Annotated in this window: 20 protein-coding genes; 17 read left to right on the top strand and 3 right to left on the bottom strand. The window is 58.5% G+C overall.

Annotation, left to right across the window (positions count from 1 at the left end; all coding sequences use genetic code 11):
- Positions 1 to 34: 34 nt before the first annotated feature.
- The 3 genes from can to FCS96_RS06955 all read left to right on the top strand — a co-directional run bounded on the left by can (position 35) and on the right by FCS96_RS06955 (position 3,227).
- Positions 35 to 715 (top strand): carbonate dehydratase, encoded by a 681-nt coding sequence (gene can / locus FCS96_RS06945; protein ID WP_138439520.1) that lies wholly within the window; start codon positions 35 to 37, stop codon positions 713 to 715.
- 125 nt (positions 716 to 840) lie between these two features.
- The gene (locus tag FCS96_RS06950) at positions 841 to 1,887 is read left to right on the top strand and encodes a methyltransferase (RefSeq protein ID WP_138439522.1); all 1,047 of its coding nucleotides are present in this window, start codon (positions 841 to 843) and stop codon (positions 1,885 to 1,887) included.
- Positions 1,888 to 2,084: 197 nt separating this feature from the next.
- Positions 2,085 to 3,227 carry a class I SAM-dependent methyltransferase gene (locus FCS96_RS06955; protein ID WP_138439524.1) on the top strand — a complete coding sequence of 381 codons (1,143 nt, stop codon included), beginning with the start codon at positions 2,085 to 2,087 and terminating at the stop codon, positions 3,225 to 3,227.
- A 35-nt stretch (positions 3,228 to 3,262) separates the two neighbouring features.
- Here FCS96_RS06955 and FCS96_RS06960 read toward each other — a convergent pair whose 3' ends face one another.
- Complete coding sequence (locus FCS96_RS06960) at positions 3,263 to 3,883, bottom strand: riboflavin synthase subunit alpha (protein ID WP_138439526.1); 621 nt, start codon at positions 3,881 to 3,883, stop codon at positions 3,263 to 3,265.
- Between the two features lie 193 nt (positions 3,884 to 4,076).
- Between FCS96_RS06960 and FCS96_RS06965 the strand changes: the two genes are divergently transcribed.
- From FCS96_RS06965 to FCS96_RS06985, 5 genes are read left to right on the top strand one after another with little or no spacing between them, the layout of a single operon-like run.
- On the top strand, positions 4,077 to 4,922 hold the full coding sequence (locus FCS96_RS06965; protein ID WP_138439528.1) for a hypothetical protein: 846 nt from the start codon (positions 4,077 to 4,079) through the stop codon (positions 4,920 to 4,922).
- A gap of 60 nt (positions 4,923 to 4,982) precedes the next feature.
- Complete coding sequence (locus tag FCS96_RS06970; protein WP_138439530.1) at positions 4,983 to 5,660, top strand: TetR/AcrR family transcriptional regulator; 678 nt, start codon at positions 4,983 to 4,985, stop codon at positions 5,658 to 5,660.
- Between the two features lie 58 nt (positions 5,661 to 5,718).
- Positions 5,719 to 6,219, top strand: coding sequence for a L,D-transpeptidase (locus tag FCS96_RS06975; RefSeq protein WP_138439532.1), 501 nt, complete (start codon positions 5,719 to 5,721; stop codon positions 6,217 to 6,219).
- 23 nt (positions 6,220 to 6,242) lie between these two features.
- Positions 6,243 to 7,496, top strand: a complete 1,254-nt coding sequence (locus tag FCS96_RS06980; RefSeq protein WP_138439534.1) for a mechanosensitive ion channel family protein — start codon at positions 6,243 to 6,245, stop codon at positions 7,494 to 7,496.
- Positions 7,493 to 8,281, top strand: coding sequence for an S-methyl-5'-thioinosine phosphorylase (locus FCS96_RS06985; RefSeq protein ID WP_138439535.1), 789 nt, complete (start codon positions 7,493 to 7,495; stop codon positions 8,279 to 8,281). The genes FCS96_RS06980 and FCS96_RS06985 overlap by 4 nt, the downstream gene beginning before the upstream one ends.
- On the opposite strand, the gene FCS96_RS06990 is transcribed toward FCS96_RS06985, so the two are convergent.
- Both FCS96_RS06990 and mfd read right to left on the bottom strand, forming a co-directional pair.
- Complete coding sequence (locus tag FCS96_RS06990; protein ID WP_212747041.1) at positions 8,256 to 9,083, bottom strand: CsiV family protein; 828 nt, start codon at positions 9,081 to 9,083, stop codon at positions 8,256 to 8,258. The genes FCS96_RS06985 and FCS96_RS06990 overlap by 26 nt on opposite strands.
- A 32-nt stretch (positions 9,084 to 9,115) precedes the next feature.
- On the bottom strand, positions 9,116 to 12,646 hold the full coding sequence (mfd, locus tag FCS96_RS06995) for a transcription-repair coupling factor (RefSeq protein ID WP_138439539.1): 3,531 nt from the start codon (positions 12,644 to 12,646) through the stop codon (positions 9,116 to 9,118).
- A gap of 258 nt (positions 12,647 to 12,904) precedes the next feature.
- Here mfd and FCS96_RS07000 point away from each other — a divergent pair, with 258 nt between their 5' ends.
- From FCS96_RS07000 to nqrM, 9 genes are all read left to right on the top strand, one after another.
- Positions 12,905 to 14,308 carry a glyceraldehyde-3-phosphate dehydrogenase gene (locus FCS96_RS07000; protein WP_407658078.1) on the top strand — a complete coding sequence of 468 codons (1,404 nt, stop codon included), beginning with the start codon at positions 12,905 to 12,907 and terminating at the stop codon, positions 14,306 to 14,308.
- 348 nt (positions 14,309 to 14,656) lie between these two features.
- Positions 14,657 to 16,003: a Na(+)-translocating NADH-quinone reductase subunit A gene (locus FCS96_RS07005; protein ID WP_138439543.1), complete on the top strand. Its 1,347-nt coding sequence runs from the start codon at positions 14,657 to 14,659 to the stop codon at positions 16,001 to 16,003.
- A 4-nt stretch (positions 16,004 to 16,007) separates the two neighbouring features.
- Positions 16,008 to 17,216, top strand: coding sequence for an NADH:ubiquinone reductase (Na(+)-transporting) subunit B (locus FCS96_RS07010; RefSeq protein WP_138439545.1), 1,209 nt, complete (start codon positions 16,008 to 16,010; stop codon positions 17,214 to 17,216).
- Positions 17,209 to 18,012, top strand: a complete 804-nt coding sequence (locus FCS96_RS07015; RefSeq protein ID WP_138439547.1) for a Na(+)-translocating NADH-quinone reductase subunit C — start codon at positions 17,209 to 17,211, stop codon at positions 18,010 to 18,012. The genes FCS96_RS07010 and FCS96_RS07015 overlap by 8 nt, the downstream gene beginning before the upstream one ends.
- 2 nt (positions 18,013 to 18,014) lie before the next feature.
- On the top strand, positions 18,015 to 18,680 hold the full coding sequence (locus FCS96_RS07020; RefSeq protein ID WP_138439549.1) for an NADH:ubiquinone reductase (Na(+)-transporting) subunit D: 666 nt from the start codon (positions 18,015 to 18,017) through the stop codon (positions 18,678 to 18,680).
- Entirely contained in the window at positions 18,680 to 19,288 is a 609-nt protein-coding gene (nqrE, locus tag FCS96_RS07025; protein ID WP_138439551.1) for an NADH:ubiquinone reductase (Na(+)-transporting) subunit E, read from the top strand. The genes FCS96_RS07020 and nqrE overlap by 1 nt, the downstream gene beginning before the upstream one ends.
- Positions 19,289 to 19,325: 37 nt before the next feature.
- Positions 19,326 to 20,552 (top strand): NADH:ubiquinone reductase (Na(+)-transporting) subunit F, encoded by a 1,227-nt coding sequence (nqrF, locus tag FCS96_RS07030; protein WP_138439553.1) that lies wholly within the window; start codon positions 19,326 to 19,328, stop codon positions 20,550 to 20,552.
- Between the two features lie 9 nt (positions 20,553 to 20,561).
- Positions 20,562 to 21,611, top strand: a complete 1,050-nt coding sequence (locus FCS96_RS07035; RefSeq protein ID WP_138439555.1) for an FAD:protein FMN transferase — start codon at positions 20,562 to 20,564, stop codon at positions 21,609 to 21,611.
- A 25-nt stretch (positions 21,612 to 21,636) separates the two neighbouring features.
- Entirely contained in the window at positions 21,637 to 21,885 is a 249-nt protein-coding gene (nqrM, locus tag FCS96_RS07040; protein WP_138439557.1) for a (Na+)-NQR maturation NqrM, read from the top strand.
- Positions 21,886 to 21,903: the final 18 nt, after the last annotated feature.

Below are 21,903 nucleotides of genomic sequence, written 5' to 3' on the forward strand. Positions count from 1 at the left end.
TTGAAGGGTCAAAAGATTAAAAGGGAGTGTGTCGATGGGTCAGCTTGACCGTCTACTTGAGAAAAACCAGGCCTGGGCGGCTGGAATCAAATCGGAAGATCCGCAGTTCTTCGACCGCCTGTCCAGTCAGCAGGCGCCGGAGTACTTGTGGATTGGCTGCGCAGACAGCCGGGTACCGGCAAACCAGATTGTTGATCTGATGCCAGGGGAATTGTTCGTGCACCGGAACGTTGCCAACGTCGTGGTGCACACCGATTTCAACTGCTTGTCAGTGCTTCAGTTCGCGGTTGAGGTGTTGAAGGTCAAGCATGTCATGGTAGTCGGCCATTATGGCTGTGGAGGTGTCCGTGCCGCGCTGCTGAACGAGGGCTCCGGCCTGATCACCAACTGGCTTCGGCATGTTCAGGATGTGCGTGACCGCCACCAGCCGATCCTTGACCAGATCAGCGACGTTCAGGATCGTGTGGATCGGCTGTGTGAGCTCAATGTGGTGGAGCAGGTTAATCATGTGAGCCAGAACAGCATTGTTCAGGATGCGTGGAAGCGCGGCCAGCCCCTCACGGTGCACGGCTTCGTCTACGCACTCCGTGACGGCGTTCTGCGGGATATGGGGCTGTCCATTTCCAGCGACGATGAGCGCGAGTCGGTCAGAAACCGAACCATTGAGGAGTTGGCAGCGAGGCCAGTCCGATCTGGTCGCCAGGAAAACGCCTGACGCTGAGATTTCGACGCTGAAGTAGTCGTATCGGCCCGCAAGGTACGCCAGTTCTGGCGGGACTTGCGGGCCGATTCCAGTTAAAGTAGCCCGTTTCCAGAACCAGAAACGGGGTCCGCCTGCCGATGTCCGCACTGCCAAAATCCCATGAAGCCCTGCTTCGGAATCGTTCCCTGTTGAAAGGTCGTGTGGCCTTGCTGGGGGCAAGTTCCGGCGCCTTGTTGCCAGAGCTGCCTTCCGGGGGCTTGGCAATGAGCGAGCATGCAGGCTACGCCGAGGAGCTGGCAGGGCCAGCAAACTGGCAGGTGTGTTTTGGTTACGACAATCCCGCACTCACGGCCTCCAGCTTCGACACGGTGGTGGTGTTTTTGCCCAAGGCCCGGGCCGAGCTTGATCTCAGGTTGGCGCTGGCGCGCTGGATCGCGGCACCGAATGCCGCCTTGATCCTGATGGGTGAGAAGAAAGAAGGCATCGCCGGTGCGGTGAAGCAGCTCAAGAGCATCGATCCGGATGCGGCCAAGGTTGATAGCGCCCGGCATTGTCAGGTTTGGGTGGCCAGTAGCCTGGCACCGCTGTCGCACTTTGACGTGGCAGACTGGATGCAGTGGCACTCGATAACCAATGCCGGCAGCACCGTTGAGGTCTGTGGCTTGCCCGGTATCTTCAGCCAGGGCGAGCTGGATGCCGGCACGTCGATGTTGCTGGACAGCCTGGTCAGCACGCCACTGAAAGCCAATCGGGTACTGGATTTCGCCTGTGGCGCAGGCGTGATCGGCTCCTGGCATCAGACCTGGCAACGAGATCAGGGCCGGCCGGTGGCGCCGGTGGATGGGGTGGACGTTCAATCCCAGGCGGTAATATGTGCTCGTGCGACCTACGAACGGGCAGGGGCGACCGGCGAAATTATCGCCTCGGATGGCCTGGCCGGTGTCGAGGGTGTCTGGCCTGCGATCGTGACCAACCCGCCATTCCACGCTGGTGTGAGAACCGACACCTCCATGACCGAAGATTTCCTGCGGTCGGTGGCCCGCCATCTCAAGACCAGAGGTGAGCTGAGGCTGGTTGCCAACACCTTCCTGCCATACGAAAACCTGATTAAACGCTTCGTGGGACCGGTGGAGCGCCTGACTGAAGATCGCCGCTTCACGGTGTACCGTGCCACCCGCCGTTAAGTACCGGCGCTGGCCCAAGCGCTAAACGCCAGGCAAAAAAAAAGCCCCTGGGGTGAGGGGCAAAGGGTTTGCGTCCACAACAACGGAGCCAACCAGAAAAAGGATAATGCGTGAACACCTCGTAATTTAGGCTTAATTTCTAGAATAAACAGCCTAAAATAACGCTTTTGTGATGAATCCCCCTTTTGGACACCAATATGACCACTGCAGTGATGGACACGCCGGACGGCGCCCTGACTTTAGCCCGTCTGGGTGGGGGCGACGTCTCGCTGCGAGCCTGGGATGCTGCCGATGAGCTGCTGCTGGATGAGGCGTACCAGCGCCTGGCCACGTTGCCATCTCCCCGGGTGCTCATTGTTGATGACCAGTTCGGAGCGCTGACCCTTGGGTTGCGCTCCTTTAAACCGGACGTTGTTGCCGACAGTGCGACCTTGCCTGCGGCCGTCACGCACAACGCCGGTCTGAATTCCGCCGTGGATGCACCATTGGCTGTAACCACTTGGCTGAACCCACCACAGGGCGAATATGACGTCATTATCCTAAGGGTGCCGCGTCACGCCGAATACCTGGCCTGGCTGCTGCGGTGGGTCAACAGTGTGCTGGCCAAAGACGGCCTGCTGCTTGCGGGAGGGATGATCAAGCATCTGCCTGACCGTGGTGTCGAGGTCTTTGCTCAGGCCGTGCACACGGAAACCGTCCTGCCTGCTCGCAAGAAAGCCCGGGTAGTGGTCTGCCGCCGTGGCACTGCCGATCTCGACAGCTGGCCCGGCAGCTGGAAAAGCTACAGTGTGGACGGGAGTCAGATTCAGGTAGGCGCCTTGCCTGCCGTGTTTGCCCGGGAAAAACTGGACATAGGCACCCGCCTGTTCTTGCCCCATGTAAAAACCGCTGTGTCTGCGCTGGCAGCTGATGCCCGGGTTCTGGATCTGGCGTGCGGCAATGGCGTGGTGGGGCTGGTGGCGCTGGAGCAGAGACCGGATCTGGAGATGAGCTTTGCAGATGTCTCCAGTCAGGCTGTGGCCAGCGCCCGGGACAATGTGTCCCGGTTATTTCCGGAAAGTAAGGCCCGGTTTGATCACGCCGACGGCATCGCCAGTTCCGCCGGGCAGTTTGAGCTGATTCTGCTAAATCCGCCGTTTCATGAGGGCGGTGTGGTGGGGGATCACATTGCCCTTCGTCTGTTCCGTGTGGCGGCTGAGCACCTGGCGCCGGGTGGTTCGCTGCTGATCGTTGGCAATCGCCACCTTGGCTATCACCGCAGTCTGCGGAAATTCTTCCCGGCCGTTCGTCAGCTCGACGCCAATCCCAAGTTTGTGGTCCTTGAGGCCAGTCAGCGCTGATATACGAGTCTTCGGGGTAGGGCCGTGATGCGCGGTTACTGAGTCTTGGGAGGTTGGTTGTAGCCGAGACGGGCCAGGGTATCGACGATGGTCTGGGTCTGGCTGTCGATCTCGATGTTGACGCGCTGGCCCTCGCTGGCGGTGCCAAAGGTAGTTGCCCGCAGGGTCTCTGGAATCAGGTGCACGTTGAATCGATTTCCCTCGACCTCTCCAATGGTCAGGCTGGCGCCGTTGATGGCGATATAACCTTTGGTGAAGATGTATTTGGTCCATGCCTCGGGCACTTCAAACCACAGCGTCACATTGTTCTCGGTTTTCACGATCTCGGCGATGGTGGCCGTGGTGTGAATGTGGCCAGACAGCAAATGCCCGCCAATCTCGTCGCCAATGCGTGCTGCCCGCTCAAAGTTGATCTCGTGTCCAACCTGAAGATCGCCAAGGGTGGTGCACTGCAGTGTCTCCTGCATGGCATCGAAGTACAGGTCATTGCCGTCCTGGCGGGTGACTGTCAGGCAGGTACCGTTGATGGCCACCGAGGCGCCGATGGTGATGCCGGCGGCCTTGTTGTCGGGCAGGCGAATGACCAGGGTGCTTAACCCGGGTGCGGCGGCGACCTCTTCGACAGTTGCAATGCCTTGAACAATACCTGTGAACATAGCCAGACCTCTTGAAAAATACGCGAATGCGGTTGCGGCAGGGCGCCAAGGATAGCGGTGGAGCCGGCCGATGCCAAGTTGGCCCGGTTGTCACGCTGGCTTTGCTCGCTCAGGCTCAAGATAGTTGCTACCCGGTCGATACCTGTATTACGTAGCCCTTTATCGATTCATTGCCCGTTCCGGAAGTTATAACATGGCTGAAAATCAGCGGACAGCGCCTCCAAAGACCGACCCCACCCAAGGTGCCGTGTTGCGCCAGGGGCGCGCTGCTGATCCGCTGCCATCGGCCACGCAACCCGACGCGGCCGAAGCCGAAGCTCTGGAGACCGCGCCGGCCGTGGAGGAAGAGGACGGAGTGGCAGAAGAGCTGGAGGCCGCCTCGAGCGAATTCGAGCAGGCTCGGGCGCAATTCAAGCAACGCGAGCTTCGCCTGATCTTACGCCAATGCGATCGGGTTTTGCTTCTGGATTTCAATCGCTTGGCCATGAGTGACTGGCCAGACGACTACACCTTGGCGACGGCGCGCCGGAATCGTGACTTGTGGTTGTTCAGCGCCTTTGCCGCTGCGGTGGTGTTTGTCAGTGGCCTGACCGGGTTTGTCACGGCCTGGGTGGCGGGTACCGGTTTTGGTGCGTTCATGATCATCCTGATGCTGGGGATTCCTGCGGTCCGGCGCATCTACACCTCCAGCCCTTCCTACCTTGATGTCATCATGAAGCGCCAGCGCCTGCTGCGTGAGGCCCGCGCCTATGCCGCCCACCTTGAGGGCAAGGAAGGGCTGATCTGGCAGTGTACGCGCATGGCCGATTTTAACGCCGCCTTGAAAAATACCCGCTTCAGTTCGCTGATCCGGCTTTCTGAGCGGCGCATACTGCCTAGCCATCTAACCCGCCGCGAGCACGTGCGGCTGTATCTGATCTATTTGCTGGAAGCTGAGAAGGCTTATGCTCGGGTTCAGGCGGCTTTCTTTGAGGGGAATCGGCGGGCTATCGATCAGGGCTGGCAGGGTGTGGCAGCGGAACCAGAGCCAAGAGCTTGACAGATCAGGCTTTCAAACGTATGTTTCAAACAGACGTTTGCTAGAGGCTTTGAAAATAAGATGGCGCAGTCTGATACCGTAGATCGGATTCTCGATGCAGCTGAAGAGCTGTTTGCCGACCGTGGTTTTTCGGAAACCTCGCTCCGAATGATAACCAGTAAGGCTAAAGTAAATCTGGCCGCTGTCAATTACCACTTTGGTTCTAAGAACGCGCTGATCCACGCTGTGTTCGCCCGATTTCTCACGCCGTTCTCCGCAACACTGGAAACTGCCTTTGATGAATTGGAGGAGCGCTGTGACGGAAAACCGCCAACCCTGAATCAAACGCTCTGGGCCCTGACAGAAAGTGCCGTACGAATGCCCCAGCGTAACGAGAAGGGTATTTCCATCTTCATGCGCCTGCTGGGCCTTGCCTATACCCAGTCCCAAGGGCACCTGCGTAAATTCCTGGAGCAGGAATACGGCGATCCGTTCAGCCGTTTCATGCGTCTGCTCAAGGAAGCGACCCCACAGTTGTCGTCAGTGGACCGTTATTGGCGCATTCAGTTCATGCTGGGAGCGACCGCGTTCACCATGTCCAGCAGCGATGCCCTGCGCGATATACTGCAGAACAAACTGGGTGTTGAAACCACCATCCAGGAAATTGCCGCTCGTCTGGTGCCCTTCCTTGCAGCCGGTATGCAGGCGGAAGACAAAATGCTGATCCCGCTGCCTGACAGCCAGACCCCGGTTGCCTGAGATCTCCGCTCTCGGTTAGGCTTCGACTTGGCACCAGCCCCAAGGGAGCTTGACCGGCTTGAGTAACGACAGCAGCTCTGACCAGAACATCCACATCAGCCTCGACCGCCAGTGCCTGACCCTGATTGACGGCAATGGCTCGGTGTTGGCTGAATACCCGATTTCCACAGCCCTTAATGGCCCCGGAGAGCAGGACGGAAGCGGCTGTACGCCGCGAGGCAGCCACTATGTCCGCGCCATGATCGGCGATGGCCAGCCCATGTACACCGTCTACCGTGGCCGCCGACCCACCGGCGAGATCTATTCCCCTGAACTTGCCGCCCAGCACCCCGCTCGCGATTGGATACTGACCCGTATTCTCTGGCTTTGTGGCCGTGAGACCAGCAAAAACCGGGGCCCCGGGGTCGATACTTTTCGCCGCTTCATATACATTCACGGCACGCCCGACACTGAGCCCATGGGAGTGCCGCTTTCCCACGGGTGCGTCCGCATGCGCAACGACGATGTGATTGACCTGTTCAACCGGGTCACCACCGGTACCGCGGTCTCTATCTACTAAGTCCGTTTTTTCAGAGGAAGCCGATGATCGAAAAAGCAACAGCCATGGTGCATGGCTGGATCAAGAGTTTTGATTTGCTGCCCCAGGAGTGGCGCGTAGGTCTGGTGGTCTTTGCCCTGGTGTTCGGCACCGCAACAGTGGCCTACCTGGCCAGCCACATTATCGGTGCCATTGAGCGCAAATTCAGCAAAACCCGGAACCTCTGGGACGACGCCCTGTTGCATGCGGCCCGCAAGCCCGTGGTTGGCTTTGTCTGGCTGCAGGGCGTTTACTGGGCGGCGGAAGTGGCCCATAAGTACTCGGATGCTACGATCTTTGAGGCCAACGAGACCGTCCTGAAGATGGGCTTTATCTGGATTCTGGTGTGGTCGCTGCTGCGCCTGATCAAGCAGAGCGAGAAGATTCTGGTCTCGCCGATGAAGATGAAGACCCCCATGGACTACACCACCGTGAATGCGGTGAGCAAGCTCTCCCGGGCGGTGGTTATCATTACTGCTGTGCTGATTGCCATGCAGTCTCTCGGCTACAGCATTTCCGGTGTGCTGGCGTTTGGTGGTGTCGGTGGTATCGCCGTCGGTTTTGCCGCCAAGGACCTTCTCGCCAATTTCTTCGGTGGCTTCATAATCCATCTCGACCGTCCGTTCAAGGTTGGCGACTGGGTGCGTTCACCAGATCGCAATATTGAGGGCGTTGTTGAGCACATCGGATGGCGCCTGACCACGCTGAGAACCTTTGATCTTCGCCCGCTCTATGTCCCCAATGCGGCCTTCACCACCATCGCGGTTGAAAACCCCTCCCGGATGCGGAACCGCCGGATCAGCGAAACCATCGGCATTCGCTACGCCGATGTCAGCCAGATGGGTGATATTGTCGGCGACATTCGCTCGATGCTGGAGAATCACGAAGAAATCGACCAGGACCAGACCCTGATCGTTAATTTCGTTGCCTTTAATGCCTCCTCGCTGGACATCATGGTGTACACCTTCACCAAGACCACCAAGTGGGTTGAATTCCACGAGGTGAAGCAGGACGTGCTGTTGCAGATCAGCACTATTATTGAGGGTTACGGCGCCGAAGTTGCCTTCCCGACTCGCACTTTGCACCTGCCAGAGGGTGTTCGTCTGGCCAATGGGAAGGCCGGCAAGAGCGATGGCTCAGATGAGACAGACGAGTCTGAGTCTGGAGAGCCGAGCAATCGTAAGTCGAAAACAGCATCCACCGAGTCCGGTCAAGCGACCCGATACGGCGATGCCGAAGATTCAGGAGAGGGTGAATGAGCGCAACGGCTGGACGCAGCCCCGTCGGTATTATCGGTGGTACCGGTTTAACGACCTTGTCGGGTCTCGAGATCACCGGCGAACGCCCGGTGGAGACATCCTGGGGCACGCCATCGGCGCCACTTGTTCAGGGGCGTCTGGGTGAGCAGGAAGTGGTTTTCCTGTCCCGCCACGGCAACCCTCACCGGATTCCGCCGCACCAGGTGAATTACCGGGCCAACCTGCGCGCGCTTTACGACGCCGGTGTCCGTACCGTGGTCGGGGTGAACGCCGTGGGTGGCATTCATTCAGAGATGGGGCCTGCCCACATCGTCGTGCCCGATCAGATCATTGATTACACCTGGGGCCGGCCTGGTACCTTCTTTGAGGGCGATCTGGACGAGGTGACTCACATAGACTTCACCTGGCCGTATGATGCTGACGCCCGTCAGATCCTGATCGACGCTGCCCGTGTGCAGGGCACGCCCTGTTCCGATTTTGGTGTGTACGGTGCAACCCAGGGGCCGCGGCTGGAAACCGCCGCGGAGATCGCTCGCATGGAGCGGGATGGTTGTGATCTGGTGGGGATGACCGGCATGCCCGAGGCCGTTCTGGCCGCAGAGCTGGGCATGCGTTATGTCTGCCTGGGACTGGTCGTGAACTGGGCCGCCGGTAAGTCGGACCACATCATCTCCATGGAAGAAATCCATGAAGCCATCGACAAGGGCATGTCTGGAGTGAAAGGTATGCTGGAAATGTCGATGGCCGGCCTCGGCGGCCTTACTCCGAAGCCTCAATCTTCTTGAAGAATACCAGCACGCCTACCGTCGGCGAGTCCAGGAAGTGAACCTCCTCACTGCGCATCCTCCGGTTTTCGCGAATCCAGGTCAGCAGCTCTAGCGGTGCTGCCGCGGGAGCTTGCTGAGCCTCGATACCGTTGGGCTGAGCCTTCAGCTCACTGGATCGAGCCGTCAGTTCATTGGCTGCAGGGCCCGGGTTGCCCGCATTGTCCTGGCTGGCAGTGGCGGCTTCGTTCTGGCCTTGTTCGGTCGGCATGGGTGCTGACATCGCACCTTCCGCCTGTTGCCAGTGATTCAGGTGCACATCCACATGCAGGTAACGCTGGCGATCGATCGTAATGTTGCCTTCAATCTCACGGGTGTCGCCACCAGAGAGCCAGTCGCCCACGGCAACCCGCAGTGGCGTACCCTCATAGCCTGGAGGGAAAGCCTCGTACCAACCTGCCGCCATCAATACCCGGTAACGCCCGCTACGCTCAAGCCGTTGCACGGCGCTGTTTAAATGCAGGTCGCTGCGCGGGGCAAGATCGAGGGTGGTTTCAGTCACGCCGCCCCGGTCCACCGTCTGCAGGATCTCACCTGACTCCAGCGTGGGTTCAACCTTCCGGTTCGCCATCTTCTCGTTGACCGCTTCGGGCTCAACGATGCGTTCAAGGATTACCAGTTCCGCACGGTAGTAGTTGTCCGGAACGGATTTGCCATTGGCATCCGAATCCTGGGCCTGTGTGGTCAGCGACAATGTCAGCAGCAGCGCTGTCCATACAGTGCGTGCCGTCCATCGGCCGCCACGATTACCATCAATCTGCAAGGGTATTACTCCATGTGTGAATCGGGCTTTCATCAGGCGTTGGCGGTCGCTTTTTCCGGCCCCAATTCGCCCAGCATGTTGGAAATGCCGTCGAGTTTACCACCGGTCGACGTGTCCTTCAGCCGAAAACGGAAGCTGTTGGCGCCTTCCAGTCGATACTGGTCCGGTGCGGATTGCACCTTTTTAACCAGCACCAGTGGATCGACCGGCGTCGAGCTGCCGAATTCCAGGCGGGTCCATTCCTTGCCAGCGTCGATCTGGACAATGCCCAGGGCTTCCGCATGCAGCCGCAGCTCGGTTTGCCGAACCAGATTCTTTGCCGGATCCGGTAATAATCCGAAGCGATCGATCATCTCAACCTGAAGTTCTTTTAATTCGGCCTTGCTGCTCACGCTGGCAATCCGCTTGTACAGCATCAGGCGGTTATGGACATCCGGCAGGTAGTCGTCAGGAATCAGGGCCGGAATCCGCAGGTTCATCTCGGTGCCGTGGCTCAGAGGCAGGTCGGCATTGGGCGTGCGGCCCTCGCGAATGGCTTCTACCGCCTCATCCAGCAGCTGCATGTACAGGGTGAAGCCGATGCTTTCGATCTGGCCGCTTTGCTCCTCGCCCAATAGCTCGCCGGCGCCCCGGATCTCCAGATCGTGGGTGGCGAGCATGAAGCCGGCACCCAGGTCCTGGGATTCAGAAATGGCGTCCAGGCGCTTTTTGGCGTCTGAGCTGATCGAGCGCGGTGGTGGTGTCAGCAAGTAGGCGTAGGCCTGGTGGTGCGAACGACCAACCCGCCCGCGCAGCTGGTGCAGCTGGGCCAGGCCGAACTTGTCGGCCCGTTCAATGATGATGGTGTTAGCGCTGGGGATGTCGATGCCGGTTTCGATGATGGTGCTACACACCAGCACGTTGAATCGCTTGTGGTAGAAGTCTGACATGATCTGTTCCAGATCGCGCTCACGCATCTGTCCGTGGGCGACACCAACCCGGGCTTCGGGAATAAGTTGGCGCAGGTCCTCGGCGGCTTTCTCTATGCTGGCCACATCGTTGTGCAGGAAGTACACCTGACCGCCCCGAAGGATTTCCCGCAGGATCGCTTCCTTTACCATGGCGTTGTCGCGCTGGCGCACGAAGGTTTTTACCGAAAGCCGCCGGGCCGGTGGCGTGGCGATGATGGACAGATCGCGCAGGTGGCCCATGGCCATGTTCAAGGTTCGCGGGATCGGTGTGGCGGTCAGGGTCAGCATGTCGACCTCTGCCCGCAGCGCCTTGAACTTCTCTTTCTGCTGAACCCCGAACCGGTGCTCCTCATCGATGATCACCAGGCCCAGGTTCTTGAACTTGATGTCACCCTGCAGCAGCTTGTGGGTGCCGATCACGATGTCGGCCTTGCCAGTCTCGATGGCGTCCAGAGCCTTGCTGGTCTGGCTGCCGCTGCGGAAGCGGCTGAGCAGTTCCACGTTAACCGCGGTATCCGAGAACCGGTCCCGAAAAGATTCATAATGCTGTTGCGCCAGCAGGGTAGTGGGTACCAGTACCGCTACCTGTTTGCCGGAATAGGTCGCCATGAAGGCGGCACGCATAGCCACCTCGGTTTTACCAAAGCCGACATCGCCGCACACCAGCCGATCCATGGGGCGCTCGCCGGTCATATCCTCGATCACCGCCTGAATGGCCACTTCCTGGTCCGGCGTTTCCTCGAATGGGAATCCCGCCGCAAAGGAGCGGTAGGCCTCTTTCGGATTCTCGAAGATAAAGCCTTTGCGAGCCTCGCGGCGGGCGTAGACATCCAGCAGCTCGGCCGCGGTGTCCCGGATTTTCTCCAGGGCTTTCTGCTTTGCCTGGCTCCACCGCTCAGTGCCCAGCTTGTGCAAGGGCGCATGGTCGCTGTCATTGCCGGCATAGCGGGAGATCAGGTGCAGGCTGGAAACCGGCACATAGAGCTTGGAGCCGCCGGCGTATTCCAGCATCAGGAATTCGTTCGATTCGCCCCCGGCGTCGATGGTCTCCAGACCTTTATAGCGGCCCACTCCGTGGTCAATGTGCACCACGGGTGCGCCGATTCGCAGCTCGGACAAATCCCGGTAGCCGGCATCGTCGGTCTCGGTCGGCTTCTGGCGGCGCCGGCGCTGCAGCACCCGTTCGCCGAACAGCGCGGTCTCGGTGATCAGGGCAATCTGCTGCTCGGGTAGGGCGAGGCCCAGTTCCATTGGCGCGATGGTGATACCGAGTGTGCATTTGTCGTCGTCCAGGAAGGCCTGCCAGCCGTCCTGGGTTTTCAGCTTCAGGGACTGCTCACCGAGGTTTTCGATCAGGGCTTCCCGGCGGCCGGAGGATTCGGCGCAAATCAGCACGCGGCCGGTGAAGTCGTTCAGGAAGCGCTTGAGCCGGCCTGCCGGGTCGGCGGCGCGGCCGTCCATGGCGATGTCAGGCAGATTCTCGGCCGGACAATTCACGGCGCCCGAACCTGTGGCTTCGTCGGACTGGGTGGTTACCCGCGGGAAGTCTTTCAGGTGGCCGAACAGTTCGTCGGTCTGCAGGAACAAGCGGGTCGGCGGCAGAATCGGGCGCAGCCGGTCGTGGCGGCGGTCCTCGTAGCGATTGCGGGTTTCCGAATCGAACAGGCTGACCGCCTCGTTCAGACCCTCGGCGGTAAATACCTGGGTCTGGCCCGGCAGGTAATCGAACAGGGTGGCGGTGTGGTCGAAAAACAGCGGCAGGTAATACTCGATCCCCGGCGGTGTAATGGCATGGGTTATGTCTTTATAAATGGGTGCGTCTTTGTCGGCATCGGGGAATTGCTCGAACCAGCGGCCACGGAAACCGGAGCGCGCCTCTTTATGCCAGGGGAATTCGAACGCCGGCAACAGTTCGATGCGCTCGATCCGGTCAATGGAGCGCTGGGTTTCCGGATCGAAGGTGCGCAGGGTTTCTATTTCATCGTCAAACAGGTCAATGCGGTAGGGCAGGTTGGAGCCCATGGGGAAAATATCCAGAATCGCGCCCCGTACCGCGTACTCGCCATGCTCATACACATTCTCCGCGTGCCGGTAGCCGGCTGAATCCAGCTGCATGCGCCAGGTGTCGATATCCAGCGATTGGCCCACTTCCAATAGCAGTGTGTTGCCCTGCAGGTAGTCCACCGGCGGCAACCGGTGCATCAGTGTTCTGGCAGGAACAACCAGCACGCCGTGGCTGGTCGATGGCAGCCGGTGCAGGGTGCGGATACGCCGGGAGGTAATGTCCTGGTGCGGTGAGAATAGATCGTAGGGCAGTGTTTCCCAGTCTGGCAGCGACAGCAGTTCCAGGCCGTCGGCGGTAATCGCGGCCCCCTCTTCATCCGCAGGCAGCCCCAGGAAAAAGCGCATGGCCTGTTCCAGGCGGATGGCGTCGCTGGTGCTTCGGGTGATAACCAGGGTCAGGCCGTGGTGGGCTCGGGCACTCTCGCAAATAGCCAGGGCATCGCTGCTGCCATGGAGTTGGCCCCAGGTACGGTGATCAGCCTTTTTTTCCGGGAAGGCTGGGGCGATCAGCGAATGGGGCGTTCGGGGTGTGGATGCACCTTGGCTCATGGGCAGTCATGTTCTCCTGCTGTGGGTGACCGGGAGGCGGCGAGGCGCGTATTCTACCGCTCGCATCTGCGGGTGTCATGGTTGTGGCCGGGTGTTTACGAAATCATGAACGGACCGTATTTGCCGTGGGCGTATTTAAGTTGGATAATGTGCGCCGCAATTTCTTACCAGTGCTAACCAGAGGTCCCAACTGTGAGCCACGAACAGATCAATCAGCACCTGTCTAACTGGACGGAAAGAGAATCCACCGCGGAAGCCATGATTCCGTTGATCGGCCGTCTCTACCGCAAGAACAATGTGGTCACGTCGGTTTACGGCCGTGCCATCATCAACCAGTCGGTGATCGACATCATCCGTGCCCACCGGTTTGTTCGCCAGGTGGAAGACAGTGAGCTGTCTGTTCATGACACACTGCCGATCCTGCAGGCCATGGACTCTATGGAGCTGGGCCGCGCGCACGTGGATATCGGCAAGCTGGCCGTTAAATTCAAGGAAGCGGGTGGTGATCTCAAGGAATTCCTGACACGCGAAATCGGCCAGATCGTTGGCCAGCACGCCGCGCAGTCTGAAGAAGAAGCCAACAACGACACCAAAGACGTTGTGCTTTACGGCTTTGGCCGTATCGGTCGTCTGCTGGCCCGGATCATGATCGAAAAAGCCGGCGGCGGTAATAACCTGCGTCTGCGTGCCATCGTTGTGCGTAATGGCGGCGCTGAAAACGACCTGGAAAAGCGGGCCAGCCTGCTGCGTCGCGACTCTGTGCACGGCCCGTTCGACGGCACCATCACCGTCAACGAAGAAGAGTCTGCCCTGGTTGCCAACGGCAACTTTATCAAGGTGATATACTCCGATGGTCCGGACAAGGTGGATTACACTCAGTATGGCATCAACAATGCCATCGTTGTCGACAACACCGGTAAGTGGCGTGATGAAGAAGGCCTGGGCCTGCATCTTAAATCCAAGGGCGTCAGCCGCGTCCTCCTGACTGCGCCGGGCAAGGGCGACATCAAGAACATTGTTTATGGCATCAACAGCGACTGGATCACCGAAGACGACAAGATCCTGTCCGCTGCGTCCTGTACCACCAACGCTATTACGCCGGTACTGAAGGCGATTGACGACGAGTACGGCATTGAAGACGGTCACGTTGAGACGGTTCACTCGTACACCAACGACCAGAACCTGATCGATAACTACCACAAAGGCAGTCGTCGTGGCCGCAGTGCGCCCCTGAACATGGTGATCACCGAGACCGGTGCTGCCAAAGCCGTTGCCAAGGCGCTGCCGGAGCTAAAAGGCAAGCTGACTGGTAATGCGATCCGGGTTCCGACCCCGAACGTGTCCATGGCGATCCTGAACCTTAATCTGAAGAAGGATGTGGACGTCGAGGGCGTCAACGACTATCTGCGCGACATGGCTCTGCACTCCGAGTTGCAGAAGCAGATCGACTTTGTGAACTCACCCGAGGTGGTTTCTACAGACTTCGTTGGCTCTCGCCATGCGGGTGTTGTTGATGCCCAGGCGACCATCGCCGGTGGCAAGCGCTTGATCCTGTACGTGTGGTACGACAACGAGTTCGGTTACAGTGCCCAGGTGGTTCGTGTTGTGAGCCAGATGGCAGGGGTAACTTACCCGATCTTCCCGAAACGTGCACGGGACTGATCCAAACACGCCGTAACGGTTGTGTACTACCCTTAAAACCCCGGTAACGAAAGTTGCCGGGGTTTTTCTTTGCCAAATCTGTGGCGTCCTCGGTTTACGGTCAGGCACAAAGCCGTTCTGCTTTCTGGTGGAAATAGGATTCCTTAATCTCTATAATTGGCGCGATTTTGGGTATGTCTGGCATCCAGTTTCTCATCATTTCCAGCGTCGGAGGACAAGCCGCATTCGAACGGCATCCACTTTCGCTACTTGGGGCAACCATCTGGTGCAATCCTGAGAGGAAACCTGGGCCGCAGGTGCCGGACGTGAATAATCCATAGACTAGTTTCTGATGACTGGATGAGGCTAATGATCAAGATCAAGAAAGGCCTGGATCTTCCCATCAGCGGCGCTCCCGAACAGACCATTACAGAGGGCAAACCCGTTCGCCATGTGGCGTTGATCGGTTTTGACTACAACGGCATGAAGCCGACGATGGCTGTGAAAGAAGGGGACCGCGTCAAGCGCGGCACGCTGCTGTTCACGGACAAGAAGACCGAAGGCGTTCGTTATACGTCACCCGCCGCCGGCGTGGTGAAAGAAATCAACCGTGGTGACCGTCGCGTTTTTCAATCGATCGTTATCGAGATCGATGGTGACGAAGCGGAGACCTTCGCTCGTTACAACGATGCGGATCTTGCCGGCCTTGAGCGCCAGCAGGTTGTCGACAACCTGGTGGAGTCCGGTCTGTGGACGGCGTTTAAAACCCGCCCCTACAGCAAAGTCCCAACCATCGACAGCGCGCCCCATTCCATTTTCGTGTCTGTGATGGACACCAACCCGCTGGCCGCTGACCCGACCGTCATCATCGGCGAGAACAGCGCGGCGTTCGAGAAAGGCCTGGAGATTCTGACCAAGCTGACTCAGGGTAAGGTGTTTGTTACTGGCAAGCCTGGCTCCAACGTGCCTGTGCCCAAGAACGATGCCGTTGAAGTGCATCAGTTCGACGGCGTGCACCCGGCCGGCAATGTTGGCACCCACATCCATCACCTGGACCCGGTGTCTGGCAGCAAGACCGTCTGGTCGATCAACTACCAGGACGTCATCGACATCGCACAGCTGTTCGTAACCGGTGAAGTGCCGGTTGAGCGCATTGTAGCGATCGGTGGCCCCAAGGCACTGAAGCCGCGTCTGGTACGCACCCGTATCGGTGCCAGCCTGCCGGAACTGCTCGAAGGCGAAGTCAGCAACGAAGCGGAAGTGCGTGCCATTTCCGGTTCGGTGTTCGGCGGACGTCGTGGTGACGGCCCCTGTGCCTATCTCGGACGTTTTGCCAACCAGATTTCACTGCTGGAAGAAGGCACCAAGCGCGAGTTCATGGGCTGGCTGTCTCCGGGCTCCAACAAGTTCTCCGTCCTGAATATCTATCTGTCGAAACTGGCGAGTGGCAAGCTGTTCAATTTTACCACCACCACCAACGGCAGTGAGCGAGCCATGGTACCGGTAGGCGCGTATGAGCAAATCATGCCGCTGGATATCCTGCCGACCCAGTTGCTGCGTTCACTCATCGTTGGCGACACAGAGATGGCACAGAAACTCGGTGCCCTGGAGCTGGATGAAGAAGATCTGGCGCTGTGCACGTTTGTGTGCCCGGGTAAATATGAATACGGTCCGATTCTCCGCGAGAACCTGACCCGAATCGAGATCGAGGGCTAAAACGATGGCTATCAGACAGTTTCTCGATGGAATCGAGCATCACTTTGAAAAAGGTGGCAAGTACGAGCGCTGGTATGCGCTGTACGAAGCCGTCGATACCATCTTCTACACACCGGGCAAGGTAACCTCTACCACCGCCCACGTGCGTGACGGCGTTGATCTCAAACGCATCATGATCACGGTATGGATGTGTACCTTTCCGGCGATGTTCTTCGGTATGTGGAACATCGGCTTCCAGGCCAACAGCTACCTCGCAACCACTCCGGATGCGATGGTTGGCGACGGCGGCATGCGTACGGCCTTCATCAACGCGCTGGCCGCGACCGGTGCCGGTGCAGGTTGGCTGGATAACTTCATCTACGGCATGGCCTACTTTATTCCCATCTACGCGGTGACGTTCATCGTCGGCGGTTTCTGGGAAGTACTGTTCGCCACGGTTCGTCGGCACGAAGTGAACGAAGGCTTCTTCGTTACCTCGGTACTGTTTGCACTGATTTGCCCGCCTTCCATCCCGCTGTGGCAGGTGGCGCTGGGTATCACCTTCGGTGTGGTCATCGGTAAGGAAGTGTTCGGCGGTACTGGCAAGAACTTCCTGAACCCGGCTCTGACCGGTCGTGCGTTCCTGTACTTCGCCTACCCGGCGCAAATCTCCGGTGACACTGTGTGGACCGCGGTTGACGGTTTCAGTGGTGCTACGGCCCTGAGCTGGGCGGCCAGCGGTGGCCTGGAAGCACTGGAAGCGCAGATTGGCTGGATGAGCGCATTCATGGGTACCATTCAGGGCTCCATGGGTGAGACTTCCACGCTGGCCGTGCTGATCGGCGGTATCATCCTGCTGGTTATGAAGATCGCAAACTTCCGCATTGTCGGGGGGGTGCTGATTGGCATGATTGCCACGTCGCTGCTGTTTAACGTAGTCGGCTCCGAGACTAATCCTATGTTCGCCGTTCCGGCACATTGGCACCTGGTGATGGGTGGTTTCGCCTTCGGTATGATGTTCATGGCCACCGACCCGGTATCTGCTGCCATGACCGACACCGGTCGCTGGAGCTTCGGTATCCTGGTCGGGGTGATGACCGTGCTGATCCGGGTAGTTAACCCGGCGTTCCCGGAAGGCATCATGCTGGCCATCCTGTTTGCAAACCTGTTTGCGCCGCTGATGGATCACTATGTGGTTCAGGCCAACATCAAACGGAGGCTCGCACGTGGCTAAAGCTAAAGAAACTGTCTCCAGAACGCTGATTGTTGCTCTGGTCCTGAGTATTGTCTTTTCCGTGGTGGTATCTGGCGCCGCGGTTATGCTCCGCCCAGCGCAGATTAAAAACCAGAACCTGGACATCAAGACTAACATCCTGTCCGCTGCCGGCCTTCTTGAGAAGGGCGCCAGCGCCGATGAAATCGAATCGCAGTTTGAGCAGTTCGAAGTTCGTCTGGTTGACCTGGACACCGGTCAGTTCGTTGACGCGTCTGACGTCGGTGTGAAGGACCCGATGAAGTACGACATGTACAAAGCCGCTTCCGACCCGCAGATGTCTACCAACATCCCGGCGTCTGAAGACAAGGCAGGTATCAAGCGTCGTCCGAACGTTGCCAAGGTCTACACCATGAGTGAGAACGGCGAAGTTACCCGCGTGGTACTGCCGATTCACGGTTATGGCCTCTGGTCCACCCTGTACGGCTTCATTTCCCTGGAAGGCGATCTGAACACCGTAGAGGGGCTTGGGTTCTACGCGCACGCTGAAACCCCGGGCCTGGGCGGCGAAGTCGACAACCCGCGCTGGAAAAAGCAGTGGGTGGGCAAGGAAGTCTACGACGGCGAGCGCGCCGATCCGAAGATTCGTCTGGTTAAAGGTGGTGTGAGTGCCAATGCTGCTGACAAAGAGCACAAGGTAGATGCCCTGTCCGGCGCGACTCTGACCAGCCGTGGTGTCGAGCAACTGGTTAACTACTGGATGAGCGAGCGCGGCTACGCACCATTCCTACAAAAACTGCGTGAAGGGGAGGTCTGATCATGGCAGATGCATCAGCCAAACAGGTTCTCTTCGAACCGATTTTTAGCAACAACCCGATCGCGCTGCAGATCCTCGGTATCTGCTCCGCGTTGGCGGTAACCACCAGCATGAACGTGACCATCGTCATGTGTCTGGCGGTCATCGCGGTAACGGCTTTCTCTAACCTGGCGGTATCGCTGGTTCGAGCTCAAATTCCGGCCAGCATCCGGATCATCGTGCAGATGACCATCATTGCCTCCCTGGTAATCGTGGTGGACCAGATCCTCAAGGCCTATGCCTACGAGATCAGCAAGCAGCTGTCGGTATTCGTCGGTCTGATCATCACCAACTGCATCGTGATGGGTCGTGCCGAAGGCTTCGCCATGAAGAATGGCCCCTACCTGAGCTTCCTCGACGGCATCGGTAACGGTCTCGGTTATTCCGTGCTGCTGCTGTTCGTGGCGTTCTTCAGGGAACTGCTGGGTGCGGGCTCACTGTTTGGCGTAACACTGCTGCCGACGGTTAACGAGGGTGGCTGGTACATCCCGAACGGTCTGTTGCTGCTGCCGCCGAGCGCGTTCTTCATCATCGGCCTGGCAATCTGGGGCCTGCGGGTCTGGAAGCCGGAGCAGGTTGAAGAGGCGGATTACAAGATGTCTCGCCACACCGCCAAGGAGGCCTTCTGATGGAACATTATATCAGTCTGATTGTTAAGGCTATTTTCGTTGAGAACATGGCTCTGGCTTTCTTCCTGGGTATGTGTACCTTCCTGGCGATCTCCAAGAAGATCGAGGCGGCTACCGGTCTGGGTATCGCGGTAGTGGTGGTTCTGACCGTCACCGTTCCGGTGAACAACCTGCTGTACAACAGCATCCTGCGCGAAGGCGCCTTGGATTGGGCCGGTCTGCCGAACGTAGATCTGAGCTTTTTGGGCTTGCTTACGTACATTGGGGTAATCGCGGCTCTCGTACAGATCATGGAAATGGTGCTCGACAAGTACATTCCAGCGCTCTACGCGGCTCTTGGTGTGTTCCTGCCACTGATCACAGTGAACTGCGCCATCCTGGGTGCGTCACTGTTCATGGTAGAGCGGGACTACACCTTCGGTGAGAGTGTGGTGTACGGATTCGGTGCCGGCGTGGGCTGGGCCCTGGCCATCATTGCGCTGGCCGGCATTCGCGAGAAGCTGAAGTACAGTGACGTTCCGGAAGGCCTGCGCGGCCTGGGTATCACCTTCATCACTGTGGGTCTGATGTCCCTGGGCTTTATGTCCTTCTCCGGCATCTCTCTGTAACTCACCCGGTGATTCGGTTTAACGAAAAGGCGAGACCATGAATACAGAAATTATTCTCGGCGTGGTCATGTTCACCGTTATCGTTCTGGCTCTGGTCGCAGTGATTCTTGCGGCCCGCTCCAGGCTGGTAAGCACCGGTGACGTGACAATTGAGATCAACGACGATCCCGAACACACCATGAAGACCGGTGCGGGCGGGAAATTGCTGGGCACCCTGGCAAACCAGGGTATCTTCCTGTCCTCCGCATGCGGCGGCGGCGGTACCTGTGCCCAGTGCAAATGTAAGGTGTTTGAAGGCGGCGGCGCCATGCTGCCGACCGAGAAGACCCACTTCACCAACCGGGAAGAAAAGGAAGGCTGGCGCCTGTCCTGCCAGGTTCCGGTGAAGCAGGACATGAAGATCGAAGTACCTGAAGAATTCTTCGGCGTGAAGAAGTGGGAATGCGAAGTGGTGTCCAACCACAACGTGGCCACTTTCATCAAAGAACTGGTACTGAAGCTTCCGGAAGGTGAAGAAGTAGACTTCCGTGCTGGTGGCTACGTGCAGCTGGAGTGCCCTCCGTACGAAATCGATTTCAAGGATTTCGACATCGAGGAAGAGTTCCACGAAGACTGGGACAAGCACAACATCTGGCGCTACAAGGCGATCAACAAGGAAGAGACCATTCGTGCGTACTCCATGGCGAACTACCCGGAAGAGAAGGGCGTCCTGAAGTTCAACATCCGGATCGCGACTCCGCCTCCAGGAACCGACCACAACCCAGGCATCATGTCGAGCTACGTGTTCAACATGAAGCCGGGTGACAAGGTAACCGTCATGGGGCCGTTCGGTGAGTTCTTCGCCAAGAAGACCGATGCCGAAATGGTATTCATCGGTGGTGGTGCCGGCATGGCACCGATGCGCTCGCACATCTTCGACCAGCTCAAGCGTCTGAACTCGAAGCGTAAGATCAGCTTCTGGTACGGTGCACGAAGCGTCCGCGAAATGTTCTACGTGGAAGACTTCGACATGCTGCAGGAAGAGAACGAGAACTTCGAGTGGCACGTGGCTCTGTCCGACGCACTGCCAGAGGACAACTGGAAAGGCGAGACCGGCTTTATCCATAACGTCCTCTATGAGAAGTACCTGAAGGACCATCCGGCTCCGGAAGACTGTGAGTTCTACATGTGTGGGCCGCCCATCATGAACGCATCCTGCATCAAGATGTTGAAGGATCTGGGTGTTGAGGATGAAAACATCATGCTGGATGACTTCGGGGGTTAATCAGCTCCAATGACATCCCGCATGCTTCAACCCGTCAGGGTGGGTTTTGTCGGCGCCATGTTGGCGCTGGCCGGGCTCGCTCTGGCGGGTTGTTCGTTTGAGCCAGAAGAAAAAGTCTGGGAAATCTCCGGGCCGGTGTTCGGCACCGAGTACCACATCAACGTGGTGCTGCCGGATGATCAGGCCCGGCTGGAAGCCCTGGCGGCCGGAATCGAGGGCGAGCTGGAAAAAGTGGATGCATCCATGTCCACCTGGCGCGCGGATTCCGAGTTGTCGCAGCTGAACCGGGCCGAGGACCAGTCCGAATGGAGGCCGCTGTCAGCGCCGTTGTATGAAGTGCTGCAGCGGGCTGAGGCGATTTCAGAGCTGACTGGCGGTGCTTTTGACGTCACCATTGGCCCGGTGGTGAACCTTTGGGGTTTTGGCCCCAAGGCACGCCCGGAACAGGTGCCGTCCGAGCAGGAACTGGCAAGGCTGCTGGCTGTCACGGGGTATGACAAGCTGGAGCTGCGCGGGCAGCCACCGGCGCTGCGTGCTGAGAAGCCCCAGTACATTGACCTCTCCGCCATCGCCAAGGGCTACGGGGTTGACGCCGTTGCCCGATACCTCGACAGTGAGGGTATTCAGGCGTATCTGGTAGAGATTGGTGGCGAAGTCCGCGTAAATGGGCGCAAACCCGAGGGAGATGCCTGGCGCTTGGCGATTGAGGAACCAACCTCAGGGGTCCGTCAGGTGAATCGCATCGTCGCGCTGGAAAACCGGGCTATGGCGACCTCCGGCGACTATCGTAACTATTACGAATCGGAAGGGCGCCGGTTTTCCCATACCATAGACCCGGTAACCGGGCGTCCTATCCAGCACAATCTGGCCTCGGTAACGGTGATTGCCGAAGACTGCATGTCGGCGGATGCCCTGGCCACAGGCTTTAACGTGATGGGCTTTGAACAAGCGCACGCCCTCGCGACCCGGGAGAATATCCCGGCCTATTTTATAGTTCGGACGGAAAATGGCTTCGAAACACATCAGACGCCGGCCTTTTCGTCTTACGTCACTCAGTAATGTCGCTCAATAACGGGAGGGCAACATGGGTATCTTTCTTCTAGTTTTGTTCATCGTGGTTCTGCTTGTTGCAGCCATGTCCATCGGCGTGATCCTCGGACGTAAGCCGATCAGCGGCACCTGTGGCGGCATTGGCGCACTGGGTATCAGCCAGTCCTGCGATATCTGCGGTGGCAACACCCAGAAGTGTGAGGAAGAGAACGAGCGCCAGGCCCAGGAGAGTGGGCAGGCCGAGGCCCTCACCTACGACGCCACCAAGGCCGACAAGCACTGACACGGCATCAATAATAAC

Source organism: Marinobacter alexandrii, assembly GCF_005871205.1.
Lineage (GTDB): Bacteria > Pseudomonadota > Gammaproteobacteria > Pseudomonadales > Oleiphilaceae > Marinobacter > Marinobacter alexandrii.

What these genes read in the sequence shown, in the direction of transcription:
- FCS96_RS06965 (WP_138439528.1), top strand. Translation starts at nt 4,077, where the DNA reads ATGGCTGAAAATCAGCGGACAGCGCCTCCAAAGACCGACCCCACCCAA.
- FCS96_RS07000 (WP_407658078.1), top strand. Translation starts at nt 12,905, where the DNA reads ATGATTCCGTTGATCGGCCGTCTCTACCGCAAGAACAATGTGGTCACG.
- FCS96_RS07035 (WP_138439555.1), top strand. Translation starts at nt 20,562, where the DNA reads ATGACATCCCGCATGCTTCAACCCGTCAGGGTGGGTTTTGTCGGCGCC.
- FCS96_RS07020 (WP_138439549.1), top strand. Translation starts at nt 18,015, where the DNA reads ATGGCAGATGCATCAGCCAAACAGGTTCTCTTCGAACCGATTTTTAGC.
- nqrF (WP_138439553.1), top strand. Translation starts at nt 19,326, where the DNA reads ATGAATACAGAAATTATTCTCGGCGTGGTCATGTTCACCGTTATCGTT.
- FCS96_RS06955 (WP_138439524.1), top strand. Translation starts at nt 2,085, where the DNA reads ATGACCACTGCAGTGATGGACACGCCGGACGGCGCCCTGACTTTAGCC.
- FCS96_RS06985 (WP_138439535.1), top strand. Translation starts at nt 7,493, where the DNA reads ATGAGCGCAACGGCTGGACGCAGCCCCGTCGGTATTATCGGTGGTACC.
- FCS96_RS06950 (WP_138439522.1), top strand. Translation starts at nt 841, where the DNA reads ATGTCCGCACTGCCAAAATCCCATGAAGCCCTGCTTCGGAATCGTTCC.
- FCS96_RS06970 (WP_138439530.1), top strand. Translation starts at nt 4,983, where the DNA reads ATGGCGCAGTCTGATACCGTAGATCGGATTCTCGATGCAGCTGAAGAG.
- FCS96_RS06980 (WP_138439534.1), top strand. Translation starts at nt 6,243, where the DNA reads ATGATCGAAAAAGCAACAGCCATGGTGCATGGCTGGATCAAGAGTTTT.
- nqrE (WP_138439551.1), top strand. Translation starts at nt 18,680, where the DNA reads ATGGAACATTATATCAGTCTGATTGTTAAGGCTATTTTCGTTGAGAAC.
- mfd (WP_138439539.1), bottom strand. Translation starts at nt 12,646, where the DNA reads ATGAGCCAAGGTGCATCCACACCCCGAACGCCCCATTCGCTGATCGCC.
- nqrM (WP_138439557.1), top strand. Translation starts at nt 21,637, where the DNA reads ATGGGTATCTTTCTTCTAGTTTTGTTCATCGTGGTTCTGCTTGTTGCA.
- FCS96_RS07005 (WP_138439543.1), top strand. Translation starts at nt 14,657, where the DNA reads ATGATCAAGATCAAGAAAGGCCTGGATCTTCCCATCAGCGGCGCTCCC.
- can (WP_138439520.1), top strand. Translation starts at nt 35, where the DNA reads ATGGGTCAGCTTGACCGTCTACTTGAGAAAAACCAGGCCTGGGCGGCT.
- FCS96_RS06960 (WP_138439526.1), bottom strand. Translation starts at nt 3,883, where the DNA reads ATGTTCACAGGTATTGTTCAAGGCATTGCAACTGTCGAAGAGGTCGCC.
- FCS96_RS07010 (WP_138439545.1), top strand. Translation starts at nt 16,008, where the DNA reads ATGGCTATCAGACAGTTTCTCGATGGAATCGAGCATCACTTTGAAAAA.